Annotated in this window: 11 protein-coding genes; 4 read left to right on the top strand and 7 right to left on the bottom strand. The window is 62.0% G+C overall.

Annotated features, from left to right (window positions below):
- Nucleotides 1-8: 8 nt before the first annotated feature.
- Nucleotides 9-917 (bottom strand): hypothetical protein, encoded by a 909-nt coding sequence (locus tag BMZ10_RS01345; RefSeq protein WP_093458269.1) that lies wholly within the window; start codon nt 915-917, stop codon nt 9-11.
- A 1,084-nt stretch (nt 918-2,001) separates the two neighbouring features.
- Here BMZ10_RS01345 and BMZ10_RS01340 point away from each other — a divergent pair.
- Nucleotides 2,002-2,688: a lipopolysaccharide kinase InaA family protein gene (locus tag BMZ10_RS01340; protein ID WP_093458268.1), complete on the top strand. Its 687-nt coding sequence runs from the start codon at nt 2,002-2,004 to the stop codon at nt 2,686-2,688.
- A 98-nt stretch (nt 2,689-2,786) separates the two neighbouring features.
- On the top strand, nt 2,787-5,192 hold the full coding sequence (locus BMZ10_RS01335; protein ID WP_093458267.1) for a DUF3772 domain-containing protein: 2,406 nt from the start codon (nt 2,787-2,789) through the stop codon (nt 5,190-5,192).
- A 70-nt stretch (nt 5,193-5,262) separates the two neighbouring features.
- On the opposite strand, the gene BMZ10_RS01330 is transcribed toward BMZ10_RS01335, so the two are convergent.
- Nucleotides 5,263-7,848, bottom strand: a complete 2,586-nt coding sequence (locus BMZ10_RS01330) for a bifunctional diguanylate cyclase/phosphodiesterase (protein ID WP_093458266.1) — start codon at nt 7,846-7,848, stop codon at nt 5,263-5,265.
- Nucleotides 7,849-7,973: 125 nt separating this feature from the next.
- Between BMZ10_RS01330 and BMZ10_RS01325 the strand changes: the two genes are divergently transcribed.
- Nucleotides 7,974-8,444, top strand: coding sequence for a potassium channel family protein (locus tag BMZ10_RS01325; RefSeq protein ID WP_093458265.1), 471 nt, complete (start codon nt 7,974-7,976; stop codon nt 8,442-8,444).
- A gap of 58 nt (nt 8,445-8,502) precedes the next feature.
- On the opposite strand, the gene BMZ10_RS01320 is transcribed toward BMZ10_RS01325, so the two are convergent.
- The 4 genes from BMZ10_RS01320 to BMZ10_RS01305 all read right to left on the bottom strand — a co-directional run bounded on the left by BMZ10_RS01320 (nt 8,503) and on the right by BMZ10_RS01305 (nt 12,523).
- Complete coding sequence (locus BMZ10_RS01320; protein WP_093458264.1) at nt 8,503-9,510, bottom strand: transketolase family protein; 1,008 nt, start codon at nt 9,508-9,510, stop codon at nt 8,503-8,505.
- Entirely contained in the window at nt 9,507-10,355 is an 849-nt protein-coding gene (locus BMZ10_RS01315) for a transketolase (protein WP_093458263.1), read from the bottom strand. Before BMZ10_RS01315 ends, BMZ10_RS01320 begins: the two co-directional genes overlap by 4 nt.
- Before the next feature lie 20 nt (nt 10,356-10,375).
- Nucleotides 10,376-11,677 (bottom strand): MFS transporter, encoded by a 1,302-nt coding sequence (locus BMZ10_RS01310; RefSeq protein ID WP_093458262.1) that lies wholly within the window; start codon nt 11,675-11,677, stop codon nt 10,376-10,378.
- A gap of 96 nt (nt 11,678-11,773) precedes the next feature.
- Nucleotides 11,774-12,523, bottom strand: coding sequence for an SDR family NAD(P)-dependent oxidoreductase (locus BMZ10_RS01305; RefSeq protein WP_093458261.1), 750 nt, complete (start codon nt 12,521-12,523; stop codon nt 11,774-11,776).
- Between the two features lie 193 nt (nt 12,524-12,716).
- Here BMZ10_RS01305 and BMZ10_RS01300 point away from each other — a divergent pair, with 193 nt between their 5' ends.
- Entirely contained in the window at nt 12,717-13,634 is a 918-nt protein-coding gene (locus BMZ10_RS01300) for a LysR substrate-binding domain-containing protein (protein ID WP_093459867.1), read from the top strand.
- A gap of 25 nt (nt 13,635-13,659) precedes the next feature.
- Here BMZ10_RS01300 and BMZ10_RS01295 read toward each other — a convergent pair whose 3' ends face one another.
- Nucleotides 13,660-14,436 carry an SDR family oxidoreductase gene (locus BMZ10_RS01295; protein ID WP_093458260.1) on the bottom strand — a complete coding sequence of 259 codons (777 nt, stop codon included), beginning with the start codon at nt 14,434-14,436 and terminating at the stop codon, nt 13,660-13,662.
- Nucleotides 14,437-14,584: the final 148 nt, after the last annotated feature.

Here is a 14,584-nt window from a genome sequence, read left to right as displayed (position 1 = left end):
GCCCGTGATCACGCCGTCAAAGGCGTAGCGTGGGAGGGCTCCCGGGTCTGGCCGTCTTTGAGCAAAGTCAGCGTGGAGAGGAACAGGTCGAGGCTCAGAATGCCAGTCGCTACGGTCGACAGCACCACGTTGCCCGACTGATCGTTGATCACCACCTTCTCGCTCCAGGCGCTGAGGTCGATGCTGCCAAGGATGGACATCGGCACGCGGCTGCCCTGTAGCTGCAAGGCATCGCGGGACACCACTATCGGCAGCGTGTTGACCTCCAGGAAATTGCCGGCCGCGCGTTTGCGCCAGACTTGAGCAGAGTCGACATAGTTGAACGTCACGCTGCCGCCTGCGCGCAGGGTCTCCAGCACCACCGGTTGACGAGCGTTGAGGTACAACTCGCGGAACCGTTGCTGAAAGTCGTGAAACCCCTTCAGCGCTTCATTGACCCGACGCAACGGCTCAGAGGCGTTGCGACGATAAGCCAGATTGGTGATCAGCCCGGAGAAACCCGCCTGACCCGAGCTGAACAGGTAGACGTCTTCGATCTCGGTGTACGGCAGGTAAGTCGTGTTTCCCTGAGTGGTCTCAGCGATGCCGTATTCATACAGCTCGTACTGGCTCAGACGCATCTTCTTGTGCCACGCACGCACACCGAATGCGCCGATGCCGATGAGCGCCAGGAACGCGCTGGTGGCATACACTAGCATCACGGTGCTGGAGAACTGGACCGTGCCTGTGCTTCGTGTCGTCACGGCGACAGGCCCGGAAGCTGCGTTCGGAAGGATGGTGCTCAGGTACAGAACGAAGCCGGCCATGGCGAGCATGACAACGCCGAAGATCAACAGAAAAATCAAAAAACCTTTGCCATAACGAAACGTGGCGAGGAGCTCGCCCCTGGCGGGCGTCGTCGATGAAGTGGTTGGCATGAAGAGGTTGCATCCCTGTCAGGTGGATTAAGCAGCGCCGTCCGGATTGGCTTCGCCGTCAGACGGCGCTGTAACGTGTGAGGCTGGCGCACGGACGAGTTTCCATGCGCCACGAACTAGAGCCTTAGCTGGCGAATTAATTCCCTATTGGATCCGATTCTTTCTGATTTTGAGCACTGCTGCTCATTTGCCAGCACCGCGCATTGACGCCTTGATTTTTGCGGTATGGCGTCTGGCGCGTTCCCGGCTGAAGCCGGTCCTACGGTTTGAACGCGGTGTACGCGAGGATGCGGTGTGCGCAGGACGCACGTTGTAGGACCGGCTTCAGCCGGGAAGAAGTCGGTGTGATCCCCCTTGGATTTTCCGGCGTGACGTCAGAGGCCTTCCCGGCTGAAGCCGGTCCTACGGTTTGAACGCGGTGTGCGCGGAGAATGCGGTGTGCGCAGGACGCGCGTTGCAGGACCGGCTTCAGCCGGGAAGGAGACGGTGTGATCACTGGATTTTCCGGCGTGACGTCAGACGCCTTCCCGGCTAAAGCCGGTCCTGCGGTTTGAACGCGGTGTACGCGGGGATGCTGTGTGCGCAGGACGCGCGTTGTAGGACCGGCTTCAGCCGGGAAGGAGACGGTGTGATCACTGGATTTTCCGGCGTGGCGTCAGACGCCTTCCCGGCTAAAGCCGGTCCTACGGTTTGAACGCGGTGTACGCGGGGATGCGGTGTGCGCAGGACGCGCGTTGTAGGACCGGCTTCAGCCGGGAAGAAGACGGTGTGATCCCCCTGGATTTTCCGGCGTGGCGTCAGACGCCTTCCCGGCTAAAGCCGGTCCTGCGCCGGGGATAAGTCGAGGATGAGGTGCAACACCGTGTTACAGTTTAAGATCGTGCAACTATTGATGCCGGTAATGGTCTCTCAACCGCCCGCAGCGGTCAGTCAGCGCAGAGGCTGCAGCTGGCAGCCTTTGAATAAAGCGGCGCCGAGGACGATTTTCGTGAGCCAATGGGGCAATCGGGAGCGCCTTTCGCACCCATGGTCGGGCAGACCAGCCTGAACATTTATTTACAATAATTTGAAACGGGAGTGCGCAATGCGCCAACGTGAGCAGGATTTTTCGTATTGGTGGAGCACCTCGGGTCCGTGGGTCGAAGAGCCCAACGTGCGACGCAGTGGCACAAGCGGTGTTCAGCGTGTCGTCCATGATGGCAAGACCGTGTATGTGAAGCGTCAGACCGGCCACCTGTTCCGCAGTCTGAAATACCCGTTCGGGCGCCCTACCGTCATGCGTGAAGGCCGGGCGCTTTCCAGGTTGATGCAACTGGGTGTCACCGCCCCTCAGCCGATCTACTACGGCGCAGAAAAAGTCAAAGGCGTCTGGCACGGTGTTCTGGTCACCAAAGACCTCAACGGCTTTCAGGACCTGGACACCTGGTATGACCAGGGCGCCCGCACGCAACTGACTCAGGAAGAGCACTTGAAGGTCCTGGAAAAGCTTGCCGTGCTGCTGTCGCGCATGCACCTGGGCCGCTGGCAGCACGGCTGCATGCGCTCCAAACATATTTTCATCAAGACGCTGGAGACCGAGCACGGCCCGGATTTCGAGCTGGCGCTGCTGGACCTCGAGAAATCCCACGGTCGCGCCAGTACCTTGCGCGCCGCTCGGCACGACATTCCGCAGTTGCGTCGCCATTCCTACTGGAGCGATGTGGAGTGGCAGTATTTTCTGTCGCACTATGAAAAAGGCCTGGGCCGCCCGCTGTCGCTGGCGTCCGCATGATGCGCCCGGGCTGCCGGGCGACTGCCGCCGACTGACGTTCACACTCATGGCTCTGCGCAGGGACAGGGTCGAGCCGCTTAACGCAAGAAGGAAAGAGAATGCTGCACGTCTCGTCCAACCGTTTTTATGCCGGACTGCTCGCGCTGCTGCTGTGCATCATCGCGCCTGCCATTGCTCACTCGGCGCCTGCGCAGGCGCCCTCGGTCGATAACGCTGACGGCGCAACGCCGGCCGTCGAGGCGCCGAGCCTGGATGACCTGAATGAGCAGCTCGATCAGATTCGGCAGAAAGTCACGGGCAACGCCAACGATGACCTGCTCTCCAGTTTGCGCCAGGCGGCCTTGCAGGTGCAGAAACAGGCCGATGCGCTGAGCGCGCAGCGAGGCGTCGACATCGAGCACCTGAACGATCAGCTCAACATTCTGGGGCCGGTGCAGCCCGACGAGGCGTCGACCCTGACCGCCCAGCGCAAGACCCTGACCAACCAGAAGAACGCGCTGGTCAACGATGAACGTCAGGCAAACACGCTGAGCCAGTCCGCACGGGACCTGGCGACGCAGATTTTCAGCCTGCGCCGCAGCCTTTTCGACTCGCAGATCAGCACCCGGACCGCCAGCCCGCTGAGCTCGGCGTTCTGGTCCACGCTGATTCGTCCTACCGATGACGATCTGGGCCGCATGAACGGTTTGCTGACCGACGTGCGCCGGGTGTTCAACACGGCGCTGGCACCGGGCAACCGGGTGTTTCTGTTCAGCGTCGTGCTGGGCGCGGTACTGATCTGGGTCGTGGTGCGGCGGTTGCTGGAGCGCTTGCTGATCTGGGCAATGATTCGCTGGCTGCCGGAAGGTCGCCTGCGTCGAAGCGCTTTGGCACTGGCCGTCGGGTTGTCGACCATCCTCACCATCACCACCGCCACTTCCCTGCTGCGCTGGGGAATTGTCAGCGGTGCGGTGCTCAGCAACGACGTGGTCAATCTGCTCGATCAGGTGCAGACGCTGATCACCTTCTGCGCCTTCATCGTCGGCATGGGCCGGGCGTTGCTGATGCTGCCCCACCCTTCCTGGCGGCTGCCGCAGATTCCCGACGAAATCGCCACGGCGATGGGCCGCTTCCCGGTCGTGCTGGCGCTGGCGCTGATGATCATTGGCACCCAGGAGCGCATCAACAGTGTGATCGCCAGCAGCCTGGCGCTGACGGTTGCGGTCAATGGCCTGACCGCGCTGGTGATCTCGCTGGTGTTCGTTTTCGCGCTGGTGCGTTACCGCCGGGTACGTCGTCGCTTCGAGCTGGAACGGCTGGCCGGTTTCGCCGGGCTGATTCCTTTCGTCGTGGCAGTCTGGGCCGGCTTGAGTCTGCTGGCGCTGCTGGGCGGCTACCTGACGCTGGCGTATTTTCTGGCGGTCAAGCTGCTCTGGATCAGCGTGGTTTCGGCCACTGCCTATCTGCTGATCGCCTGCTTCGGTGACATCTGCGAAACGCTTCTGTCACCCAGGCAGCCCAGTGGCATGGCGCTGGGTTCGGCACTGGGTCTGTCGCCGCGCCATCAGGCGCAAGCCAGCACGGTACTGGCGGGAATTGGCCGCACGTTGCTGCTGTTCACTGCAGTGCTGCTCGCTTTCCTGCCTTCGGGTTCAAGCCCTGGCGATCTGCTCGACAGCTTCGCGCAACTCGACGTCACGTCCAAATCGCTGGGTAACTTGAACATCGTGCCCAGTGACATCGTGATGGCGTTGATTTGCGTGGTGGTCGGGCTGCTGGGCGTGCGCGTGCTCAAGCGCTGGTTCAGCGAGCGACTGCTGCCCGAAACCACCATGGACGCCGGCATGCAAGCCTCGCTGGTGACCTTGATCGGTTACATCGGCTTCGTGTTGGTCATAGCGGTGGTGATGTCTACGCTGCACATCAGCCTGACCAACCTGACCTGGGTCGTCAGCGCGCTGTCGGTGGGGATCGGTTTCGGCCTGCAGGCCATTGTGCAGAACTTCATTTCCGGCCTGATTCTGCTGACCGAACGGCCGGTGAAGGTCGGCGATTGGGTGAGCCTGGCGGGGGTCGAGGGCGACATCCGCCGCATCAATGTCCGCGCCACGGAAATCCAGATGTCCGACCGCTCGACGGTGATCGTGCCGAACTCGCAGTTCATCACGCAGAACGTGCGCAACGTCACCATGGGCAACGCGTTGGGCGTCGTCGGGATTTCCCTCACCCTGCCGCTGGACACCGATGTGCTGAAAATCCGCGAGCTGCTGTTGCATGCGTTCACCGAACACGAAGCGATCCTCGACACGCCAGCGCCGTCGGTGACCTTCAAAGACCTGACCAACACCGGCGTGATCATCAGCGTCAGCGGCTACGTCAACAGCCCGCGTTCGGTGGGCGGTGCGAGAAGCGACCTGCTGTTCACGGTCCTGGGGCGTCTGCGTGAACTCGGCATTCCGCTGTCTTCGCCGCAAAGCATGGTCCTGATCAACGAAGGCCTGAAGACGGCGACGCCAGAAGAGTAAGGCCGGCCGAGGTTGCACTCAGGCCACCTCGGCGGCCTGCCCTGTCCGTCTCGACCGATGACTCCGTCGATCAGGCGTTGTCGGGTGACTCAGCGCTCTCGGTCACACGCACCAGCGCGCTGAAGCCATCAGTGTCCAGCGGACGACTGAGGAAATACCCCTGCCCTTCGTCGCACAGCACCGATTTGAGCATCGCCAGATGCTCCTGCGTTTCTATCCCCTCGGCGGTCACCGTCAGCGACAGCGCATGGCCCAGCCCGACGATCGCTTCGATAATGGAGCGATCGTCTTCGGTGGCTCCCAGCCTGGACAGGAAGCTGCGATCGATTTTCAGCCCGTCGAACGGAAATGTGCGCAGGTAACTGAGCGACGAATACCCCGTGCCGAAGTCGTCCATGGCGATGCGTACGCCCAGCCGTTTGAGCGTGCGCATGACGTCCAGCGCGCCGGGCGCATCATCGAGCATGACGCTTTCGGTGATCTCCAGCTCCACGCGCGACGGCTCGATCCCCGAATCGTGCAGCGCCCGCTGAACGCGCTCCACCAGATTGCCCCGCTTGAATTCCGTAGGCGACAGGTTGACCGAGACGAACAGCGGTTCCGGCCAGCTGGCCGCGTAACGGAAAGCCGACTCCATGACCCAGTTGCTCAAGGCCAGGATCAGACCTGTTTCTTCAGCGATGGGAATGAACGTATCCGGCGCGATCAGGCCGCGTTCCGGGTGCTGCCAGCGCACCAGTGCTTCGGCGCCGACCATTTTCGCGTCAGCGATGCGAAAGCGTGGCTGGAAGTGCAGGCGCAACTCGCCATGCTTAATCGCGAAACGCAGATCGCTCTCCAGACGGCGACGCTCGACAATCTTCGAGTTCATGTCGCCGGCGTAAAAACGCCAGGTGTTACGCCCCCCGGACTTGGCCTCGTACAAGGCGATGTCGGCGTAACGCAGCAGTTCAGTGGCTTCGTTGGCATCGGTCGGCGCCATGGCAATGCCGATGCTGGCACTGACGAACGCTTCCTGCTCGCCAATCCGGATCGGTCGCTCGATAGAGTCGATCAGGCGTTGGCAAAGGGCCTCGACCTCATCCTGACCGCTGACGTCAGTCAGGATCAGCACGAATTCATCGCCGCCGATGCGCGCGACCAGATCTCCATGCCGGACACAGCTGGCCAGACGGCTGGAAATCTTGTTCAAGACAGCGTCGCCGGCCGCATGCCCCAACAGGTCGTTGACCGGCTTGAAGCGGTCCAGGTCCAGGCTGAGCATGACCAGCGGGCGCTCGACCGTCGGCAGGGTCTTGAGCTTGCCGTCCAGAAACTCCCTGAGCCGAGTCCGGTTGGGCAATCCAGTGAGCGCGTCGTGCTGGGAAAGGAATTCGATACGCCGACGCGATTCGACCTCCTCGGTGACATCCGTCGCCGTACCGCGAAAGCCAAGCTCGCCCATCGCTCTGGCAGAGAGCCGGGTGATGCGTTGCTGGCCCTGAGTGTCGACGAAGCGGCACTGCACGCTGATGTCCGGCCGACGATTGGGAATGCTCAACCACTGGGACACCGAGCCCAGTTCCGTGCTCAGCAGATCGTCCATCGAAGCGCCGAGCCACGCTTGTCTGGACAATCTGGTCACCCCTTCGAACCGTTCGGACAGGTAGGTGAACCGCCCCTGGCGATCGATTTCCCAGACCCAGTCGGAACTGGCCTCGACCACATCGCGAAAGCGCGCTTCGCTGATCGCCAGGGCGGACTGACTGGTCTGCAAGGATTCGTAGCTGGCATCCAGCGCCTGGGCACTGGCCGTTGTACGGCGCAAAATCGCCCACGCCATGAGGTACACCAGCAGCGCCGCGATGCCCACCATCGGCAAGCCCATCCCGAGCAACCGTTCGCCCGGTTCGGGTGGATTCCAGTGTAGGCTGCCGGCAGCGCCGTCGTCGCCCAGTGCAAAAACGGATCGACCGCCGAGCTCGTCAGGGGCGGCGACGCGCAGGCGATCCACACCGAAGTCCCTGCCGATGGCGTCCAGACGCGGGCCTTCCAGCACGTCGATAAAAAGCAGGACCGAAGGAGTCCGGTCGTCGGCCTCCACCGCCGGGTCTGTTCCGGGTGTGATAGCGGCGGCGCCGACCAGCGCCGGGTGTCCGCCGATGTTGACGAACGTGGTCGTTGGCGTTTCCGCTTTCGCGCCAGCCCGCGCCTTGCTCAGAACAGTCGCCAGTGACTGTTTGAGCCAAGCGGAGGCGTCCACGGATTGGAGCTCGCCGTTAATGACCGAATATACCGTTTGATCGGCATCATTGACGACGAATACGCCCTGAAATCCAAAGTCCGCATACAGCGTCGGTCCGAGGTTCTGGCTCACGTAGGCCCAGTCGGTATCCACGGCAAGATGCAAGTGTCTGTAGGCGTCCCCCCAGAACGCATAGTCCTTGACTGTGGTGCTGACGGACTTCTCAAGCGCCCGTACCGCCTTTTCCGTGTAGAACGCGCTTTCGGCCTCCTCGGTCCGGTCAAGGTCATTGGCCAGATAGACGAGCAGGTAACCGGTCAGCAGGAAAACGCCCGTCAGCAGGCCAACGAACTTGAACAGGGATGCGCGGATGATCGTGACACTTGAGCGGCGTTGCGCGAAGCTGACAGGGGAAGCGGTAGGATCGGACATGGGACGATAGCCAGGCATTGAAGCAGCAGAGAGTCATACCGATGTATCGGCCGTCCGGTTGCAAGATTTAACGCGCTCGATCCGTCGGGGCGAGGCACACTCAGTGATTGCCGGAGAGCGTTGCCATGATACTCATCACCCTGATCAACGTCCTGATCATCACCACTGCGGTCATCGTCCATTACGAGTGCCTGATGCGACTCAACCTGCTGATGCCCCGACTGAACCTCTGGCACCGCTTCACCGTGGTGTTCGGCGTGCTGGGCGCGCTGGTCGCTCATGCGATTGAAGTCTGGATATTCGCGCTGGGGTACTACGCCATGAATGCATCCGGCAGCCTGGGACAATTGACCGGCAACTACGACGGCAGTCTGATGGACTCGGTGTATTTCTCGTTCACGACGTTCACCACCATCGGATTCGGCGACATCACGCCCACAGGGCCGCTGAAGTTTCTGACGGGCCTGGAAGCCTTGACCGGGCTGGTGCTGATTACTTGGACCGCCTCGTTCCTGTTCCTCGAAATGCAGCGATATTGGGGCGTTCAAGGCAAGCGCGGCAAACCCCGCAGCGCCCACGACAGGCATACCCATTGACTTAGTGGCGGGTGCGCGGAACCGCCGACACAGGCAGCTCCGCGCGGGCCGGTTTGCCTCAAAGCCAGGCTTTGATCCGTGCGCTGACAGCGTCAGTGGAGATACCGTAGCGGTCATGCAGGGTCGGCAGCGCGCCGGCATCGAGGAAGGCGTCGGGCAGTGCGATCTGACGAAAAGTCGGCGTCACGCTGTTGCGCATCAGCAATCCCGCCACCGCTTCGCCCAGCCCGCCGATGATCGAGGCATTTTCGGCGGTAACCACCAGCCTGCCGGGTTTCCGCGCTTCGGCCAGAATGGTCTGTTCGTCCAGCGGCTTGACCGTCGGCACGTGCAGCACCGCCGCGTCGACGCCGTCGGCTCTGAGTTTCTCTGCCGCTTCAAGGGCGCGCATGGTCATCAGGCCGGTGGAGATGATCAACACATCGTTGCCGGTGCGCAGGGTTTTTGCCTTGCCGATCTCGAACGTATAGCCGTACTCGTCGAGCACGACCGGCACGTTGCCACGCAACAAGCGCATGTATACCGGCCCCTGGTGCGCGGCGATCGCTGGAACCGCCTGCTCTATTTCCACCGCATCGCAGGGATCGACGATCATCAGATTGGGCATCGCCCGAAAGATCGCCAGGTCGTCGGTCGCCTGATGGCTGGGACCGTAGCCGGTGGTCAGGCCAGGCAAACCACAGACGATTTTGACGTTGAGATTTTCCTCGGCAATGGCCATGCAGATGAAGTCATAAGCGCGACGCGATGCGAACACCGCGTAAGTGGTGGCAAACGGCGTGAAGCCTTCGCGGGCCATGCCAGCGGCGGCACTCATCAGCAGTTGCTCAGCCATGCCCATCTGATAAAAACGCTCCGGATGTGCGTTGGCGAAGATGTGCAGGTCGGTGTATTTGGAGAGGTCTGCGGACAGGCCGACGATGTCCTGGCGTTGCTCGGCCAGCGCTGCCAGCGCGTGCCCGAACGGTGCAGAGCGGGTGGCCTGGCCTTCCGAGGCGATGGAGGCGATCATGGCCGATGTGGTCAGACGCTTCTTGGCGCCTGCCGGAGTAGTGACTGTGCTCATTTGCTGCTCCCGATCCGAAGGTGTTCCAGTGCCATATCCCATTCGTTTTCATCGACGCGAATGAAGTGCGTCTTCTCGCGGTTTTCCAGGAAGTCCACGCCCTTGCCCATCCGGGTATCGCAGATGATCACGCGAGGCTGACTGCCGGTGTGCTGGCGGGCGGCATCGAAGGCGGTGACCAGCGCTTGCAGATCGTTGCCGTCCACGCGCTGCGTGAACCAGCCGAACGCCTGCCAACGGTCGACGATGGGCTCGAAGGCCAATATCTCGCTGGAGCGTCCGTCGGCCTGCTGATTGTTCACGTCGATGATCGCGATCAGGTTGTCGAGCTTCCAGTGCGAGGCCGACATCGCGGCTTCCCAGGTCGAACCCTCGTTCAGCTCACCGTCGGACAACAGGTTGTAGACGAACGAGCCGGATTGCTTGCGCTTGAGGCCCAGGCAGGCACCGACCGCAATGCCCAGTCCGTGCCCCAGCGAGCCCCCGGTGATTTCCATGCCCGGGGTGTACGCGGCCATCGCCGACATCGGCAGGCGACTGTCGTCGGAGCCGTAGGTTTCCAGCTCGTCCAGCGGGATGACGCCGGCCTCGATCAGTGCGGCGTACAACGCAATCGCGTAGTGACCGATGGACAGATAGAAGCGGTCACGCCCTTCCCACTCAGGATTTTCCGGCTGATAGCGCAACGCGTGAAAATACGAGACGGCCAGCAGATCGGCGGCGCCCAGCGCCTGCCCGACATAGCCCTGCCCCTGAACCTGCCCCATGCGCAGCGCATGACGACGAATGTTGTAAGCGCGCTCGGCGAGCGGCGCCAGACTGGTGTGTGATGCATGAACCGTCATTTGCGAAGACTCCATTGAACTCAACGATTGACCGACGCGGCCGGAATGCGCAGCACCAGCGACGCGCCGACAAACAGCACTGCAGTGATGAGGTACATGCCGATGGCGCTGGACCCGGTGCTGGTGGTGATCCAGCCGATCAGGTAGGGCGAACAGAAACCGGCAAGGTTGGCGAAGCTGTTGATCCCGGCGATGCCGGCCGCCGCGGAAACACCGCCCAGCAGCGTGGTGGGCAACATCCAGAACAACGACGAGGCCGAGAGCACACCGGCGGCGGCCAGACACAGGCTCAATACCGAGAACACAAGGTTGCCCCCCATCAGCGCCGCCAGCGTGAGGCCGATGGCACCGGCGATCATTGGCAGCACGAGATGCCAGCGGCGCTCGCGGTGTTTATCGCCACTTCGCCCCATCAACAGCATCGCGACGATCGCGCAGATGTACGGCAGGCTGGTCAGCAGGCCGATGTGCAGCGGATCGGAGACACCGGCATTGCGGATCAGCGTCGGCAGCCAGAACGTGATTGCGTACTGACCCATCACCACGCAGAAGTAGATGCAGGCCAGTAACCAGAGGCGCCGGTCGCGGATGAACTCGCGCGGTGATGCATGGGTCACCTTGCGGCTGTTGTCGTCCGCCAGCTCTTTGTTGACCAACGCCTTTTCGTCGTCAGTGAGCCACGTCGCCTGATGCACGCCATCCTTCAGATACGTCAGCACCAACAGCCCGACGATGACGGTAGGAACCGCCTCCAGGACGAACATCCACTGCCAGCCCGCCCACCCGTGCATGCCGGCGAAATGGTTCATGATCCAGCCCCAGAGCGGACCGCCGACCATGCCGGACAGCGGGATCGCCACGAACCACAGGACCGTCATCTTTGCCCGGCGGTACGACGGAAACCAGTAAGTGAGGTACAGCAGCAGGCCTGGGGCCAGTCCGGCTTCGGCGATCCCCAGCAGAAAGCGCAAGGCATAAAACTGCCAGGCGGTTTCGACGAATGCGAAAAGCGCGGAGATGATGCCCCACGAGATCATGATGCGGGCGATCCAGCGACGCGCCCCGACCTTGTGCAGGATCAGGTTGCTCGGCACCTCGCAAAGGAAATAGCCCAGAAAGAACATGCCAGCGCCGAGCCCGTAGACGGTCTCGCTGAGCGACAGGTCATTCATCATTTGCATTTTGGCAAAGCCGACGTTGACCCGATCCAGGTACGCGCAGAGGTAGCACAGCATGAGAAACGGCATCAGGCGCCAGGCTGTTTTGCGATAGGCGTTGGAGCGCACGGTCGAAGCCGCGTCGAGCGTCATGGTGGTGATCATGATTGTCCGATCTCTTGTTTTTATAGACCGCCAGGCGAGTCGCCCGGCAGATCATCGATCCAGAACAGTACGGGCAGTTCGCCCGGCCACTTGTCGTCAGTGAATCAGCATCCCGCCGTTGACATCCAGCGTAATGCCGGTCAGGTACGTCGACAGGTCACTGGCCAGAAACAGCGCCGCGTTGGCGACATCCTGGGCCTCACCGAGTCGGCCCAGCGGAATGCCGTCGATGATCGCGTGGCGGCGCTCATCCTGCATCAGGCCACCGGTGATGTCGGTGTGGATCAGCCCGGGCGCAATGGAATTCACCCGCACATTGTCTGGCCCCAGTTCACGTGCCATTGCCTTGGCCAGACCCAGCACCCCCGCTTTCGCCGCGCTGTAGTGAGGTCCGCCGAAGATCCCGCCGCCGCGCTGCGCCGACACCGAAGACATACACACGATGCTGCCGCTGGATTGCTCGCGCATCAGCGGGATGACCGCCTGAGACATCAGCAACGTGCCGCGCAGGCTGACGTCCAGCACGCGGTCGTAATCGGAGGCGCCGATGTCGAGGGTTTTGAGGGGTTGAGTGATCCCGGCGTTGTTGACCAGCACGTCGATGCGGCCGTAGCGCTCGATCACTTGCGCGATCGCTTTGTTGACCTGAGCCTGATCGGCGACATTGGCAGCCAGGCCCAGATGGCCTTCGCCGAGCGATGCAGCGGCATCCCGAGCGGCGGCTTCGTCCAGATCCAGAATGACCACGTGAGCGCCGTGCCGGGCGAAGGTGGCCGCCGTGGCCCTGCCGATTCCTCGGGCGGATGCGGCGCCGGTGATGATTGCGAGTTTGCCTTGAAGAAGCATGAGCGAAACCTCTGATTATTGTTATGGGTTCGATTCTGTGGAATCGATGGGCTCAGCTTCTGCTTCGCGGTCAGGTCGAGCAATGGCGCAAAAATCATTGGATGCTGAAAAAATTTCAGCCCTCGCCAACTCTGTCCCGGCGGTGTTTGAATACAAACTGCTGGAAAACAAGAACAACAAGGAGTTCGCGGGTATGTCCACCCCTTCCGACACCGCACCGACCCTGCCACCGTTGAGGGCAATTCAGGCCTTCGAGCAGACGGCACGATTCGGCAACGTCGCCAGAGCGGCCGAAGCGCTGGACCTCACGCCTTCTGCGGTCAGTCATCAGTTGGCGAATCTGGAGGCGATGATTGGTCGCCAGCTGTTCGTGCGCAATGCCCGCGGCGTGACCCTGACGCCAGTGGGTGAGCAATACCTCAAGGAGGTGTCCGGCCTGCTGCACAGCCTCGCCGTGGCCACCGAACGCGCAAGCAGCGACGTCAGTCTCGATTGCCTGCGCCTGCACTCATCGCCGAGTTTCGGACTGCTGTGGCTGATGCCGCGGCTGGAAGCCTTTCGCCTGACTCATCCCGACATCCAGATCAACCTCTCCTGCTCGTATGAGTCGCTGCACTTCAGCCGGGACAAAATCGATGTCGACATTCGTCACGGCGTGCCCAACTGGCCCAGCTATGAGGTGCGCACCGTGCGCAACGAAACGTTCGCGGTACTGGCAGCGCCAAAATTGCTCGCACGCAGACCGGTCCGGGAGGCCGCGGATCTGCTTGACCGCGACCTGATCCTGTCGGAAGCCACGCTATTGAAGTGGCCGGCCTGGTTCGCCCAACACGGTCTGGCACGCCCGGAGAATCCTTACGCGCTGAGTTTCGATCGTTCCTACATGACCCTCGAAGCCGCGAGCCATGGGCTGGGCTTCGCACTGGAAAGCTCGCTGCTGGCGCAAAAATACCTGGCCTCGGGGGAACTGGTGGAAGTCTCGCCCGAATCGCTCAGCGCACCGGTCGCCGCCCATCACCTGGTGTTCCCCAAAGCCCACTCAAGCTTCCCCCGGGTGCGACGGTTTCTCGAGTGGATGGAAGGTGAGCTGGGGCATGGGTTCGTTTTTTGAACCCATGCCGGGTCGTGCGGGATGTTTACCAGGCCGTGGGCACCGTTCCGCCATCGATCACGAATTCGCTCCCGGTAATGGACGACGCGTAAGGCGACGCCAGGAAGGCGATGAGCTGCGCCACTTCCATGGGCGTCGAAGGTCGACCCAGTGGAATGCCGCCTATGGCGTCCATGACCATGCGTTTGCCGCCTTCGTAGTCGGTGCCTGCCTGATCGGCCAGACGCTGGGCGAGTGCTACCGACGCCTCGGTTTCGATCCAGCCCGGCGACACTCGCACCACACGAACACCCTTTGGCGACACCTCTTTGGACAGGCTTTTGCTGTAGGTCGAGAGCGCCGCCTTCGCGGCGGCATACGCCGTGGTGGATTCTGGCAATGGCAGCCGGCTTTGAATCGAGGTCACATGGAGGATGGCGCCCTCCTTTCGCTGCAGCATGTCCGGCAGCAAAGCGCGGTCCAGACGCACGGCGGGCAGAAGATTGAGGGCCAGTTCGCGCTGCCACTGCTCATCGTCAAGCGCGGCAAAACCGCCGCCGGGTGCGGATGAGCCGCCCAGTACGTGGACGATGACGTCGACCCCGCCAAGGCGTTGCCGAGTCGCGGCGACCAGCGCGTCGCAACCTTCGAGCGTCGACAGATCAGCTGTCACGAACATCTCGTCCGGCAGTTCGGAGCTCGGCTGACGGGCTGACGTGAGCACGCGGGCACCCTGTTCGCTAAACAGTTTCACGACCGCCTGTCCCACGCCCTTGGTGCCACCGGTGACCAGAATCCGTTTGCCGTTCAGGTTGAGGTTCATGGCGTGATCTCCAGCGAGCCGTTACCGATGTCGAAATACGTCCGCAGGGCGTCAGGAAGTTGAAGGTTCATAAGCGATTTATCCCGGATCAGATGGATGTGTGGTTCACCTGATCCATCTTGCCGCTCCCAGGATAATTTGCTCAACT

The sequence above is a fragment of the Pseudomonas sp. NFR16 genome, from assembly GCF_900108875.1.
Taxonomy (GTDB): Bacteria; Pseudomonadota; Gammaproteobacteria; order Pseudomonadales; family Pseudomonadaceae; genus Aquipseudomonas.
Note: the sequence above shows the minus strand (reverse complement) of the source record. Positions and strands in the feature narration are given on the sequence as shown.

Bases quoted from the DNA above. Each gene is read 5' to 3' on its own strand.
- BMZ10_RS01345 (WP_093458269.1), bottom strand. From the start codon at position 917: ATGCCAACCACTTCATCGACGACGCCCGCCAGGGGCGAGCTCCTCGCC.
- BMZ10_RS01340 (WP_093458268.1), top strand. From the start codon at position 2,002: ATGCGCCAACGTGAGCAGGATTTTTCGTATTGGTGGAGCACCTCGGGT.
- BMZ10_RS01335 (WP_093458267.1), top strand. From the start codon at position 2,787: ATGCTGCACGTCTCGTCCAACCGTTTTTATGCCGGACTGCTCGCGCTG.
- BMZ10_RS01330 (WP_093458266.1), bottom strand. From the start codon at position 7,848: ATGTCCGATCCTACCGCTTCCCCTGTCAGCTTCGCGCAACGCCGCTCA.
- BMZ10_RS01325 (WP_093458265.1), top strand. From the start codon at position 7,974: ATGATACTCATCACCCTGATCAACGTCCTGATCATCACCACTGCGGTC.
- BMZ10_RS01320 (WP_093458264.1), bottom strand. From the start codon at position 9,510: ATGAGCACAGTCACTACTCCGGCAGGCGCCAAGAAGCGTCTGACCACA.
- BMZ10_RS01315 (WP_093458263.1), bottom strand. From the start codon at position 10,355: ATGACGGTTCATGCATCACACACCAGTCTGGCGCCGCTCGCCGAGCGC.
- BMZ10_RS01310 (WP_093458262.1), bottom strand. From the start codon at position 11,677: ATGATCACCACCATGACGCTCGACGCGGCTTCGACCGTGCGCTCCAAC.
- BMZ10_RS01305 (WP_093458261.1), bottom strand. From the start codon at position 12,523: ATGCTTCTTCAAGGCAAACTCGCAATCATCACCGGCGCCGCATCCGCC.
- BMZ10_RS01300 (WP_093459867.1), top strand. From the start codon at position 12,717: ATGTCCACCCCTTCCGACACCGCACCGACCCTGCCACCGTTGAGGGCA.
- BMZ10_RS01295 (WP_093458260.1), bottom strand. From the start codon at position 14,436: ATGAACCTCAACCTGAACGGCAAACGGATTCTGGTCACCGGTGGCACC.